The following is a 12,937-nucleotide window of genomic DNA, read 5'->3' on the forward strand; positions in this document are numbered from 1 at the left end:
ACTTAGAGCGACGTGCCCTTGACGAACGATTCCTTGCGGCCGCGCATCGTTTCGATACGTTCGGCGATCAACGCAAGGTCCTCGTCGGAGTCGAGCGGATTCAGATTTTCAACGCCGACCGTCAAAACCGGCGCACGGTCGTAATGATAGAAAAATTCGTTGTAGCTGTCGCACAACCCACGCAGGAAGACGTCGGAGAGGTTTTGCTCCACCGGCACCGCGCGTTTCTGGATGCGCGCGAAGAGCGCCTCGGGGCTCGCCTGGAGATACACCACCAGATCGGGCGGCGGGGCCTGCACAGGCAGGCGCGCCGCGAGCGCGTGATAGAGCGGCAACTCGTCCTCGGGCAGCGTGAGGCGCGCGAACACGTCGTTGCGCTCGGCGAGGAAGTTGGTGATGAGCGGCGTGCCCGCGCCGCGGCGTGCGGCGACTTCGTGCGACAGACGCTCGCGCTGCAAGGCTACGCTCAGTTGCGCGGCCAGCGCGTGACGCGAGGCGTCGCGGTAAAAGCGTTCGAGAAACGGGTTGTCGGCGTGCGATTCGATCAGCGTGTGCATCGACCAGCGCTCGGCGAGGCGCGTGGCGAGCGCCGTCTTGCCCGCGCCGATCGGCCCTTCTATCACGATGTAGTCAAGCGCGGGCCGGGCGGCGCGCGCCGTCACGATCGGCAGGGGTGTGCTCATCGGCAGCCGCCGGCCTTTTCGCCGGAGTCGCTTGCCGCGCTGTTTTCAGTGCTTTTTCCAGCGTTATCGGCGGGATTCTTCGCGCCATCGAGTGCAGCGCCCAGACACTGGCACAGCGGATTCATCTTCTGGATGCGCTGATCGGCGACGCCGGGCAGGAACGTGCTCACCACGCCTTGACCGGGAATCACGAGCGCCGCATCGATCTCGGCGAGCGGCGCGAGCGCGAACGCGCGGCCCGTCATGCGCGGATGCGGCACGATCAGGTCGGGTTCGTCGATCACGGCGTCGCCGTAAAGCAGGATGTCGATGTCGAGCGTGCGCGGCGCGTTGCGAAAGGGGCGTTCGCGGCCGAAGTGATGCTCGATGCGCTGGCACAGACCCAGCAGATCGCGCGCCGTGAGGCACGTTTCGAGCTTCACGACGCAGTTGAAATAGTCGTCGCCGCCCGCGTCGATTGGCGCGGTGCGGTACAGACTCGATTTGGCGACTACGGTGAGCGTGTGCTGTTGAGCGAGACACACCACCGCGTCTTTGAGGGTCTGGCGCGCATCCCCCAGATTCGCGCCAATTCCCAGCCAGGCAACCGTCATGGCTTCACTTCCTGCGGCTATCGTTGCAAAGGCGCTGCCGGCGAGCGTACTTCGCTGCGCCGGCATGGCGTCAGTCCTCGTAAGGGCCGTCGTCGCCCTGGTCGTGGTGCGCCGAATCCGTATCGGCGCCTTCGGCACCGGTTGCGGCTTCGCCCGTTTTCCGGCCCTTCGCGCCACCGCGGCGGCGGCGTTTGCGCGGCGAGCGCTCCTTGGTGCCGCCCGAGGCGAGCAGCGTTTCGCGTGCGGACGAATCGCCGCCGATGAAGTCGGTCCACCATTGACCCACTTCGGCGTCGAGTTCGCCCGACTCGCAGCGCAGCAGGAGGAAATCATACCCCGCTCTGAATCGCGGGTGTTCCAGCAGCTTGATCGCGCTACGGCCGCGCTTTTCGAGGCGCAACTGCAAGCCCCAGATTTCGCGCATATCCGACGAGAAGCGACGATGGATTGCCAACTTCTCCGTCTGCAAGTCGATCACGTCGTCCATCGCGCGATGCAGGGCCGGCACCGGCAACTCGCCCTCTGCGACGAACTGTTGCATGCGTTGCTGCACGTCGTGCCAGAGCAGCGTGGCGAACAGGAAGCCCGGCGAGACCGTTTTGCCCGCGCGCACGCGTGCATCGGTGTTGGAGAGCGCGAGCGTGATAAAGCGCTCGCCCTGCGGCTGTTCGAGCACCACGTCCAGCAGCGGCAGCAGGCCGTGATGCAGGCCTTCCTTGCGCAGCCACCGCAGGCATTCGAGCGCGTGGCCCGAGAGCAGCAGCTTGAGCATCTCGTCGAACAGACGCGCCGCCGGCACGTTGTTGATGAGGTCCGCGAGTTCCTTGATGGGCGTGCGCGTGTTGTCCTCGATCTCGAAGCCGAGCTTGGCCGCGAAACGCACCACACGCATCATGCGCACCGGATCTTCGCGATAACGCGTGGCCGGGTCGCCAATCATGCGCAGCAGACGGGCGCGCATGTCGGCCATGCCGTTGTGGTAGTCCAGCACGGTCTGCGTGGCCGGATCGTAGTACATCGCGTTGATGGTGAAGTCGCGGCGCGTGGCGTCTTCGTGCTGCTCGCCCCAAACGTTGTCGCGCAGCACGCGGCCGCTCGCGTCCACGGCGTGCGTCTTGCGGTCGAGTTCGTCGCGGCGCATGCGCTTGGGCGGCGCGGCTTCAGCGGGCGGCGCGTCCACAAGGGCGCGGAACGTCGACACTTCGATGATTTCCTGGCCGAACTGCACGTGCACGATCTGGAAACGCCGGCCGATGATGCGCGCGCGGCGGAACAGCTTCTGCACCTGGTCGGGCGTGGCGTCGGTGGCGACGTCGAAGTCCTTGGGCGCGACGCCGAGCAACAGGTCGCGCACCGCGCCGCCAACGATGAAGGCGCGAAAACCGGCTTGTTGCAGGCCTTCGGTCACGCGCACGGCGTTGCGGGAAATCAGCGCCGGGTTGATGCCATGGACGTCGGCGGAAAGAATCACGGGCGTCGTCGGGTCGTTGGCGCCTTTGCCTGCGCGCGACTTCGCGCCGGGCTTGCCTTCCTTCTTGACGGTGACGGTCTTGCGGCGGGGACGGGTGGCGGTGCCAACGGCAGCGTCGCTGTCAGCGGGCGCCGTCTGGGCGTCGTCGCCGTGCGGGCCTTGAGCGCCTTCGAGGGCGTCGGCTTCGTCCTGGCCGAACAGCTTGCGGATGAGTTTCTTGATCACGAGGCTTGGAACAAATCGAGGATGCGCCAGCCCGCTTTTTGCGCGTGAGCGCGCAGGGTGTCGTCGGGGTTCGTCGCGATCGGGTCGGTGACCTTCTCGAGCAGCGGAATGTCGTTGTGCGAGTCGCTATAAAAATAGCTGTGCTCGAAATCGGACCAGGTCTTGCCGAGCGAGGCGAGCCACGCCTCGACCCGCGTGATCTTGCCTTCGCGGAAGCTCGGCGTGCCCGTCGGGCGGCCGGTGAAGGCCGAAGCCGGATGGCCGTCCACGGTTTCGACTTCGCACGCGATCAGCTTGTCCACGCCGAAGGCCTCGCCGATGGGCGCCGTGACGAACTCGTTGGTGGCCGTGACCATGCAGACGAGGTCGCCCGCGTCCTTGTGCTCGCGCACGAGCTCGATCGCGACCGGCAGGATGGCCGGCTTGATGACTTCGTGCATGTACTGGTCGTGCCAGGCCTTGAGCTGGGCGCGCGAATGTTTCGCGAGCGGCGTGAGGGCGGCGACGAGGTACGCGTTGATATCGAGCGTGCCGGCCTTGTACTGGCCGTAGAAGTAGTCGTTCTGCTCGGTGAAGCGCTCGGCGTCCACGAGGCCGAGCTTCACCATGAAGCGGCCCCATTCGTGGTCGCTGTCGGTGGGGATCAGCGTGTGATCGAGATCGAAAAGTGCAAGATTAGCCATGGGCGCTCATTTTACTTGAAGCGGGTGAAGCCGTTGCCGCTGCCGGCTTGGGCCGGCGGGGCGGGCTGCGTATTCGGGGCGTCGCTGTCACCGGGCGCTGCGGCGTCCGGTTCGGTCGGCGAGGCGGATGGATCTGACTGCACCTGCGTGGGCGCGGTGTCGGCGGGCTCCTGCGTAGCGGCTGGCGGCAGCGTCACGGCGTTGGGATCGCTGGGATCGACGGGCACGGCGGGAGGATCGAGATCGCCGTTCAGCTCGCCGCTCATTTCATTGCTAACGTCGGCTTCCACTTCGCCTTGCAGGTCGGTGCCGAGTTCGCGGTGAACGACGTGACGGAATCTGACCCCGAGTTCGCCATCGACATTGTCAGTGGGTGGCTGGAACGGCGCTTCGCCGAGCGACTCGCGCGGCTGCAAGGCCGGGGGTTTGGGCGCTTCGTAGTCAGGGTCGGACGAAGCGTGCTCCGGCGCGTCCTGGAGCGGGAACAATTCGAGTTCGACGCCGCCTGGCGCCTGCGCGGACGGCTGGGCTGCGTCGGGAGTTTCAGGCGCGTCGGCCTCGGTGCCTTCTTCGATGATGTCCGTCACATCGGGCGGCATCGCGAACAGGGTTTCGTCGCCGCCCGCCAGTGCTTCGGGGCTCAATGCGCCTTCGCCCTTGGCGAGCATCGTGCGCAACAGCGGCAACGTCACCGCGCGCTTTTGCTCCAGCGAGAAGCGGTCGAGCGCGTCGAGCAGGCGCATCAGGCTCGGCATGTCGCGGCGGAAGTGCGTGAGCAGATAGGCCGGTACATCGTCGGCGAGATTGATGCCGCGCTCGCGCGCCGCGTGCTTGAGCACGGCGGCCTTGCCCGCGTCGGAGAGCGGCGCGAGATGGAACACGAGCCCCCAGCCGAGCCGTGTGCGCAGATCCTCGCGCACCGCGAGGCCCATCGGCGGCGCATTGCCGGTGGCGACGAGCGCCGTAGCCGGATGCGAGCGCACCTCGTTGAAGAGGTTGAAGAGGGCAATCTGCTGCGCACCGGAGAGCGAGTCGCAGTCGTCCACGGCGTAGATCGTGACGCGCGCGTCGAACGTGAAGGCGGCCAGCGCGCTCTGCGGCCCGAGATAGCGCACGTGGCCCGGCGGCGCTTCGTAGGCGAGCGCGTGCAGCAGATGCGAGCGCCCGTTGCCCGGTTCGCCCCAGACGTAGAACGTGCGGTCGGCCTTCGGGTCCACGCCCGCGGCGAGCGCGGCGTCGAGCTCGCGCAGGCGTGCGACCAGCTCCGCATTGGCGCCGGTGTGGAAGTTGTCGAAGGTCGATGGCGGCGGGGTGCCGAGATCGAGCGTTAACTGTCGCTGCACGTTATGTCTGGCCGAAGTTCCGGGTCTCTCAGTGTCTGCGTGGTGTTCAGGCCGATGTGCTCAGTTACGGTAGAGGGCGCTGGCGAGATAGCTGCGGCGCAACTCGCGCAGCGCAATCGAGAGGATCGCGCTGGCCGGCAGCGCGAGCAGCACGCCGAAGAACCCGAACAGTTGCCCGAAGGCGAGCAAGGCGAAAATCACCGCAAGCGGATGCAGGCCGATGCGTTCGCCCACGAGCCGTGGCGTGAGGATGAAGCCTTCGAGCACCTGGCCCACGCCATAGATCACCGCAACCGCGCCGAAACCATACCAGCTGCCGAACTGCAACAGGGCGGCGACCAGCGCGAGCACGAGGCCCGTTGCGTAGCCCAGATACGGAATCAGTACCGCGAGGCCCGTGAACACGCCCACCGGCAGCGCCACTTCGAAGCCTGCGATGGCGAGTGTGATCGCGTAGAAGGCCGCGAGGATCGCCATCACCAGCAACTGGCCGCGCAGATATTGCGCGAGCATGCGGTCCATCTCGCCCGCCAGTTCCATAGTGCGCGCAAACCAGCGGCGCGGCACGAAGGTCTGCACGCGCGCGAGCATCGCGTTCCAGTCGTAGAGCAGATAGAACAGCACGAGCGGCACCAGCACCGCGTTCGAGACGACTTCGATCGCCACGTTGCTGCTGGTGCGGATCGACGTCCACGCGTAGAGCGCGATGGTCTGCGCGCTGCCTTCGATGCGGCTCGTGATCAGGTCGCGCAGGCTCTGGAAGTCGAGCGCATCGTCGCTCACGCCGAGAAACGCGAGCTTGGGCTGCAGCCAGTCGTGCAGATGCGTGATCATCGCGGGCACCTGCTGCTTGAGCTGCGGCCCTTCCTTCTGGATCACGGCGAGCAGCAGCACGACCAGCAAGGTCACGACCAGCGCGAACAGCAGCATCATGGTGAGCGCGGCGAGGCCGCGCGGCACGCGCCGGCGCACGAGCCACGCCACGCCCGGTTGCAGCACGTAGGCAAGCAGGCCGCCCAGCAGAAAGGGCGTGAGCACCGGACGCAGCAGCCACAGCACGATGCCGAAGGCGAGCGCAAGCGCGGCCCAGATGAAGGCCTGACGCTGATACGGCGTGAAAATCGAGGTGTTCTGCGGCAAAACGTTGTTTTCCGGTTGTTGGGCAGGCCGGCCAGCCCCTGTGTGGGCCGTCTCCTGCCCGTTCTGGCGCACCGCTCAGCGGTTTTTGCTCCGCGCGCGCCCAAATACTCACCCTGGGCGCGGCGGCGGGGCGCCGTCAATCGGTTAAAATCGCATTTTACCGACCTTCTGGCGCTTCCCCATGAATCAACCGAAATCCGGCCCCGCTAATCAGCCCCAAGGCCTCTCTTACGCCGACGCGGGCGTGGACATGGTCGCGGGTGACGCGCTCGTCGACCGCATCAAGCCCTTTGCGAAGAAGACCCTGCGCGAAGGCGTGATGGGCGGCATTGGCGGATTCGGCGCGCTCTTCGAAGTGCCGAAGCGCTACAAGGAACCCGTGCTGGTCTCCGGCACCGACGGCGTGGGCACCAAGCTGCGCCTCGCGTTTCATCTGAACAAACACGACACGGTTGGCCAGGATCTCGTCGCGATGAGCGTCAACGACATCCTCGTGCAAGGCGCCGAGCCGCTGTTCTTCCTCGACTACTTCGCCTGCGGCAAACTGGACGTCGATACGGCGGCCACGGTCGTGCAGGGCATCGCCCTGGGCTGCGAGCTGTCGGGCTGCGCGCTGATCGGCGGCGAAACGGCGGAAATGCCGGGCATGTACCCGGACGGCGAATACGACCTCGCGGGCTTCGCCGTCGGCGCCGTGGAAAAGAGCAAGATCATCGACGGCAGCACGATCACCCCGGGCGACGTGGTGCTGGGCCTGGCTTCCAGCGGCATCCACTCGAACGGCTTCTCGCTGGTGCGCAAGATCATCGAGCGCGCGAACCCGGACATGAACGCCGACTTCGACGGCCGCTCGCTGGGCGACGCGCTGATGGCGCCCACGCGCATCTATGTGAAGCCGCTGCTCAAGCTGATGGAAACCATCACCGTGAAGGGCATGGCGCACATCACCGGCGGCGGTCTGGTCGAAAACATCCCGCGCGTGCTGCGCGAAGGCCTCACGGCTGAGCTGGATCACAGCGCATGGCCGCTGCCTCCGCTGTTCTCGTGGCTGCAGAAGGAAGGCGGCGTTGCCGATGCGGAAATGCACCGCGTGTTCAATTGCGGCATCGGCATGGCTGTGGTCGTGGCGGCGGATCAGGCCGACGCGGCAGCGGCGCTGCTGGCAGCGGCTGGCGAGCAGGTCTGGAAGATCGGCCACGTGCGCGAAAGCAAGGAAGGCGAAGCGCAGACCGTGGTGGTTTAAGACGACTGCGTCCAGGCCGACCGCTTCTAGCCGACCGCGTCTGAGCGCCCCAGTCTTTGACTGGGGCGTTTTCACATCTGAGGACAAATCGTCTTCGAAATCGCCGAGCAGCGATATCAAGCAATCCAGATTTTTGGTCTAGCGCGACATCAATAAGCCTTCGTCCATCAAAGTCCAGACTATGTCTGCCTGGAGTTGGTCCCGTCGGCGCTTGCGCGGGTCTCGATCCGGGGCTTCTTTTGCCATCCAGGTCTTGAAATCGATGAACACTTCCGGGTCAATGGTCGACATCATCGCCATTTTTCCGGTTACGGCCACCACGACCTGCTCGAATTTTGGCGCCGAAGCCAATATCTGCGCACGCCGGGCCTGTACGGGCCATAAGTCTTCTTCGTGAGCGGACAATCGGACCGGATGAGGATCATTGGCTTGTGGCGGTCGTCGCAAGAAGTCGACCTCAAAACCTTTGCTATTGATGGCTGTCTCGAGCTGGTTGTCTTTGCGTCGGAAGGTTTTATCGACACGCTGCAAAATGCCCAGCATCGAAACGTCAAGCCGTTCGATGTCCGTTAGAAAACGAACATGCCGTTGGGCATCCCAAAGCATATCGACATCCTGGGTAGCCAATGCGCCTTGCACGATGCGGACGCCGGCAGCCGCCTCATAAGCGTAAAGGGCGTGCGTACCCACCACCGTAAAGTACGAAGCGAGTCCGGCTTTCTCGATAGCCCGCAGAACATCCACAACGATAGCGGGCACCCGGCCGACCCTGAGCGCACGATTCAAGCGCTCAGCTTCAACGACTGCGGCGTTAAGGTCAGTCAACCGACCTTCGATTTCGGCCTTTTTTGAGGTGAAGGTTGCATAGATCTGCTCGGTTTCGGGCGAGCGCGGTCCGATACGCTTTTGCCGATTACCAGCGTACGTTTTCACCAGATATTCGTAAGGGCCCTGAGTCTTCCAGTACATGCCCCCGACGTACTTCGATGCCTCGACTTTCGTTCGGCCGAACTCCTCGAACACAGTGGACGAGTCGATAGCCTGACGAACTGCGTTGTCCTGGAGAGGTAGGTAATTAAGCATTGGCCGTATGAAAAGTGTTTTTCGATAATAAACGGCCAATCGTTATAATTCAATGACTTATATCATGTTGCGCCGACGAATCAGCGTCACCGTGCCCCGTCGGTGAGCATGGAAAAACGCCCCGGTCGAAGACTGGGGCGTGAGGTGCTGCCTTGTCGCTCGCGGGCCCGTCAAAGCACCGTACGCACGTGCCAAAGCTCGGGGAACAGCACGACATCGAGCATCTTGCGCAGATACGGCGCGCCATTGGTGCCGCCCGTACCCTGCTTGAAGCCGATAATGCGCTCCACCGTCGTGACATGGCGGAAGCGCCACTGACGGAACGCGTCCTCCAGATCGACGAGTTCTTCGGCCATTTCGTACAGATCCCAGTGCTTCGAGGGATTGCGATAAATCTCCAGCCACGCCGCTTCGACCGTGGCGTCATGCTCGGTCGCATGGGACCAGTCTCGCGAGAGACGTTCCGGCGCGATTGCGAAGCCGCGCCGCGCGAGCAGGCGGATCACTTCGTCGTAGAACGACGGCGCATCGAGCGTCGCCTTCACCTGTGCGTGGATTTCCGGCCGATGCTCGTGCGGCTTGAGCATCTGAGCGTTCTTGTTGCCGAGCAGGAACTCGATCATCCGGTACTGATACGACTGGAAGCCCGACGACGCGCCCAGATACGGGCGCATCGCCGTGTATTCCGAAGGCGTGAGCGTCGACAGGACACTCCATGCCTGCACCAGTTGCTCCAGGATCCGCGAGACGCGTGCGAGTTGCTTGAACGCGGGCGGCAGTGCATCGCGATGCACGTTGGCGAGCGCCGCGCGCAATTCATAGAGCGCGAGCTTCATCCACAACTCGCTCGTCTGATGCTGCACGATGAACAGCATCTCGTTGTGATCCGGCGAAAGCGGATGCTGCGCATTCAATACCGAATCGAGCCCGAGGTAATCGCCGTAGCTCATCGACTTCGAGAAGTCGAGCTGGGCGTCGTGCCAGCCTTCGCCTTGTTCCGCGGCGGCGGGCGTCGTCGCAGTTGCCGCCGTCGCCGCCGTCGCGCCGTGGCCGAACGGACAGCCGCCGCGCGGCGCTTCCTGATGCGCCTCGCGCGCCCCACCCGTGTTCTCGGGCACGCCTGGAATCTGCATGTGGTCGTTCATGGCATGCGCTCCTCAGGTCACCGCGCCGCGTGCGGCGAATTCGGGCTTGCGCCAGTACTCGGTCGCGAGCACGTCGCGCAGCGTCTCCACCGCATCCCAGACATCGACGAAACGCACGTAGAGCGGCGTGAAGCCGAAGCGCAGGACGTGCGGCTCGCGGTAGTCGCCAATCACGCCGCGCGCGATCAGCGCCTGCATGACCTCATAGCCGTGCGGGTGCTCGAAGCTCACGTGCGAGCCGCGCACTGCATGCTCGCGCGGCGTGACGAGCGTGAGGTCGTATTCCTTGCAGCGCGTCTCCACCAGTTCGATGAAGAGGTCGGTCAACGCGAGCGATTTGCGGCGGATCGCCTGCATATCCGTTTGCAGGAACACGTCGAGGCCGCATTCGACCAGCGCCATCGACACGATCGGCTGCGTGCCGCACAGGAAACGCCCGATGCCGTCGTCCGGACGATAGACGGGGTTCATCTCGAACGGCGACTTGTGACCCCACCAGCCCGAGAGCGGCTGCGAGAAGGTGTTCTGGTTGCGCCTGGGCACCCACACGAAGCCCGGCGAGCCGGGGCCGCCGTTCAGATACTTGTACGTACAACCGACGGCGTAATCGGCGTTCACGCCGTTCAGGTCGACCGGCACCGCACCCGCCGAGTGCGCGAGATCCCAGAGCGCGAGCGCGCCCTGCGCGTGGATGTGCTCGGTGAGCGCGCGCATGTCGTGCATCTCGCCGGTGCGGTAGTTCACGTGCGTGATCATCGCCACGGCCACGTCGTCGCGGATCGCGGCGGGCAGCTCGGACGGATCGTCCACGAGACGCAGTTCATAGCCGCGGTCGAGTTGTTCGATCAGGCCTTGCGCGATGTACAGATCGCTCGGAAAGTTCGAGCGTTCCGAGACGATCACGCGGCGCTTCGGGTCGCGCGCGTCCTGCACGCGCAGCGCGGCGGAGAGCGCCTTGAAGAGGTTGATCGAGATGGTGTCGGTGACGACCACTTCGTCCTCGCCCGCGCCGATCAGCGGGGCCAGCTTGTTGCCCAGACGCTTCGGCAGCGCGAACCAGCCCGCCGTATTCCAGCTGCGGATCAGGCCTTCGCCCCATTCGCCGCCGATCACGGCCTGGGCGCGCGTGGCGCTTGCCTTGGGCGGCACGCCCAGCGAGTTGCCGTCGAGATAGATGGTGTCGGGCGCGAGGTTGAATTGCTCGCGCAGTGCCGCGAGCGGGTCGGCGAGGTCGGCTGCCAGGGCGTCGTTACGGTTGTTCATGTCGATGCGGATGGGTGAAGGTGTCTCGGGCGATTGACGTGCAATCGGTGTATTTATTCGGTGCGTCTTTTACTGCGGCAGGGCGCGCAGCACGGCGCGCACGGGGCTGGCGTCGAGCGTCGCGAACTTCAGCGGCAGCGCGATCAACTCGTAGTCGCCTGCCGCGATGTCGTCGAGCACGACGCCTTCGAGGATCGCCATGCGATGTGCGCGGATACGGTGATGCGCGTCCATCGTCTTCGATTCCTGCGGGTCGAGCGACGGCGTGTCGATGCCGATCAGGCGCACGCCATGCGCGGCCAGCAGGTCGATCGTTGCGGGCGCGACAGCGCAAAACGCGCTGTCCCAGCGATCCTGCGGCGCTTGCGCGTAAGTGCGCAACAGCACGCGCGGCGGGATGCCGTCGAGCGCGGCTTCGACGTGTTCCGGCAAGACGAGCGGAGTCGCGCCCACGCAATCAATCACGCGGCACGTGCCGATATACGTATCGAGCGGCACGGCGCCGATCGGAGCCCCTTCGGCGTCGTAGTGCAGCGGCGCGTCGGTGTGCGCGCCGGTGTGCGGCGAGAGCGTCACGCGAGCCACATTGACCGGGGAGCCGGCCTCCATGCGCCAGACGCGCTCGACGTTCACGGTCGTGTCGCCGGGCCAGACGGGCGTGGCGGGATGGATCGGTGGGGAAATGTCCCAGAGGGTGTTCATCGTATTGACAGGGGTGGGCCGGTGCTTGTTCGAATGATAGGCAACCCCTCGCGAAATGTGCTTGCGAAAAAAACGCCGTCAGCTACAGTTCTTGGCACATAATTTGTTAGAAAACGGGAAAGGGGACCAAATATGAACGCTATCTCGCTTGATGCCACCGATTGCCGGATTCTTGCCGTACTTCAGAACGAGGGCCGCATCAGCAACCTCGATCTGGCCGAACGCATTTCGCTGTCGCCGTCCGCGTGTCTGCGACGGCTGCGCCTGCTGGAAGAGCAGGGCGTGGTCGAGCGCTATCGCGCCAGTCTGAACCGGGAGATTCTCGGCTTCGAGATGGAGGCTTTCGTGCAGGTCTCGATGCGCAACGACCAGGAGAGCTGGCACGAGCGCTTCGTCACGGCGCTGCGCGACTGGCCGGAGGTGGTGGGTGCGTACGTGGTGACCGGCGAGACGCACTATCTGCTGCGCGTGCTCGCGCACAACCTCAAGCACTACTCGGATTTCGTGCTCAACAAGCTGTACAAGGCGCCGGGCGTGATGGATATCCGCTCGAACATCGTGCTCACGACGCTCAAGGCGGAAGCGGGCGTGCCGGTCGATCTGATCGCGCAGCGCGGCGAGCCGAAGTCGAGTTGAGCGACTTGGGCGCGGCTGCCGCCCGGCGGTTGCGCCGGGCGTGAGGAACAAGAAGGGACTAAACGGGAGCGCCGCTCAGAGCGGATCGATCCGATGAAAGCCGCCGCCGTGGAACACGAGCGGCGAGGCCTGATCGAGATCCTCGCGCACGCCGCAGCGCTCCACTTCGCCGACGAAGATCACATGATCGCCCTCGTCGTAGCGGCTGCGGTTGTGGCACTCGAACCAGGCGATCGCGCCGTCGAGTACCGGCATGCCCGAATCGCCGGCCGCGTGCGAGACGCCCTCGAAGCGGTCGCCCTTGACGGTCGCGAAGCGCTTGCAGAGGTCGAGCTGCGACGCCGCGAGCACATTCACCACATAATGGCTGTTGCTGCGAAACACCGGCATGGACGCCGAACGCGTTGCGAGGCTCCAGAGCACGAGCGGCGGATCGAGCGACACCGAGTTGAACGAACTCGCGGTGATGCCGATCAACTGGCCGTCGGGCGCGCGCGTCGTGATGACCGTCACGCCGGTCGCGAATTGGCCGAGCGCGCGGCGGAAGGCGGCGACGTCGAAGTTGGGCGGGCTGGCGCGGCGCGTCATCGCTGCATGCCCTTGGTCGAAGCGGAAGTCGGAATGAAAGTCATGTGGAATTTCGGCGAATTGCCCCAATTTTAGCGAAAAGCGGCGCCCGGCTGGGCTTAGACACACTCGCGCAGCGGTTACCGTGAAATAAGCGGCG

Annotated in this window: 12 protein-coding genes and 1 pseudogene; 2 read left to right on the forward strand and 11 right to left on the reverse strand. The window is 64.9% G+C overall.

Annotation, left to right across the window (positions count from 1 at the left end; all coding sequences use genetic code 11):
* Positions 1–2 precede the first annotated feature (2 nt).
* The 6 genes and pseudogenes from U5782_RS04635 to U5782_RS04660 all read right to left on the reverse strand — a co-directional run bounded on the left by U5782_RS04635 (position 3) and on the right by U5782_RS04660 (position 6,138).
* The gene (locus U5782_RS04635; protein WP_322042654.1) at positions 3–683 is read right to left on the reverse strand and encodes a deoxynucleoside kinase; all 681 of its coding nucleotides are present in this window, start codon (positions 681–683) and stop codon (positions 3–5) included.
* The gene (gene folK / locus U5782_RS04640; protein ID WP_322042655.1) at positions 680–1,276 is read right to left on the reverse strand and encodes a 2-amino-4-hydroxy-6-hydroxymethyldihydropteridine diphosphokinase; all 597 of its coding nucleotides are present in this window, start codon (positions 1,274–1,276) and stop codon (positions 680–682) included. The genes U5782_RS04635 and folK overlap by 4 nt, the downstream gene beginning before the upstream one ends.
* 70 nt (positions 1,277–1,346) lie before the next feature.
* Positions 1,347–2,972, reverse strand: a complete 1,626-nt coding sequence (gene pcnB, locus U5782_RS04645; protein ID WP_322042656.1) for a polynucleotide adenylyltransferase PcnB — start codon at positions 2,970–2,972, stop codon at positions 1,347–1,349.
* Entirely contained in the window at positions 2,969–3,655 is a 687-nt protein-coding gene (locus U5782_RS04650) for an HAD family hydrolase (RefSeq protein WP_322042657.1), read from the reverse strand. Before U5782_RS04650 ends, pcnB begins: the two co-directional genes overlap by 4 nt.
* A 650-nt stretch (positions 3,656–4,305) precedes the next feature.
* A pseudogene (hda, locus tag U5782_RS04655) lies at positions 4,306–4,998 on the reverse strand (DnaA regulatory inactivator Hda); the annotation flags it as partial.
* Positions 4,999–5,058: 60 nt separating this feature from the next.
* Positions 5,059–6,138, reverse strand: a complete 1,080-nt coding sequence (locus U5782_RS04660) for an AI-2E family transporter (protein WP_322042658.1) — start codon at positions 6,136–6,138, stop codon at positions 5,059–5,061.
* A gap of 181 nt (positions 6,139–6,319) precedes the next feature.
* Here U5782_RS04660 and purM point away from each other — a divergent pair, with 181 nt between their 5' ends.
* Positions 6,320–7,381: a phosphoribosylformylglycinamidine cyclo-ligase gene (gene purM / locus U5782_RS04665; protein WP_322042659.1), complete on the forward strand. Its 1,062-nt coding sequence runs from the start codon at positions 6,320–6,322 to the stop codon at positions 7,379–7,381.
* 138 nt (positions 7,382–7,519) lie between these two features.
* Here purM and U5782_RS04670 read toward each other — a convergent pair whose 3' ends face one another.
* The 4 genes from U5782_RS04670 to kynB all read right to left on the reverse strand — a co-directional run bounded on the left by U5782_RS04670 (position 7,520) and on the right by kynB (position 11,574).
* The gene (locus tag U5782_RS04670) at positions 7,520–8,350 is read right to left on the reverse strand and encodes a GSU2403 family nucleotidyltransferase fold protein (protein WP_322042660.1); all 831 of its coding nucleotides are present in this window, start codon (positions 8,348–8,350) and stop codon (positions 7,520–7,522) included.
* Positions 8,351–8,634: 284 nt separating this feature from the next.
* Positions 8,635–9,609, reverse strand: a complete 975-nt coding sequence (kynA, locus tag U5782_RS04675) for a tryptophan 2,3-dioxygenase (protein WP_322042661.1) — start codon at positions 9,607–9,609, stop codon at positions 8,635–8,637.
* Positions 9,610–9,621: 12 nt separating this feature from the next.
* Positions 9,622–10,872 carry a kynureninase gene (gene kynU / locus U5782_RS04680; RefSeq protein ID WP_322042662.1) on the reverse strand — a complete coding sequence of 417 codons (1,251 nt, stop codon included), beginning with the start codon at positions 10,870–10,872 and terminating at the stop codon, positions 9,622–9,624.
* A gap of 69 nt (positions 10,873–10,941) precedes the next feature.
* Positions 10,942–11,574 (reverse strand): arylformamidase, encoded by a 633-nt coding sequence (kynB, locus tag U5782_RS04685; RefSeq protein WP_322042663.1) that lies wholly within the window; start codon positions 11,572–11,574, stop codon positions 10,942–10,944.
* 132 nt (positions 11,575–11,706) lie between these two features.
* Here kynB and U5782_RS04690 point away from each other — a divergent pair, with 132 nt between their 5' ends.
* On the forward strand, positions 11,707–12,210 hold the full coding sequence (locus tag U5782_RS04690; RefSeq protein WP_322042664.1) for an Lrp/AsnC family transcriptional regulator: 504 nt from the start codon (positions 11,707–11,709) through the stop codon (positions 12,208–12,210).
* Positions 12,211–12,285: 75 nt separating this feature from the next.
* Here the strand turns inward: U5782_RS04690 and U5782_RS04695 are convergent, their stop codons facing one another.
* Positions 12,286–12,798 (reverse strand): flavin reductase family protein, encoded by a 513-nt coding sequence (locus tag U5782_RS04695; RefSeq protein ID WP_322042665.1) that lies wholly within the window; start codon positions 12,796–12,798, stop codon positions 12,286–12,288.
* Between the last annotated feature and the right edge of the window lie 139 nt (positions 12,799–12,937).

The sequence above is a fragment of the Paraburkholderia sp. J67 genome (genome assembly GCF_905220265.1).
Lineage (GTDB): Bacteria > Pseudomonadota > Gammaproteobacteria > Burkholderiales > Burkholderiaceae > Paraburkholderia.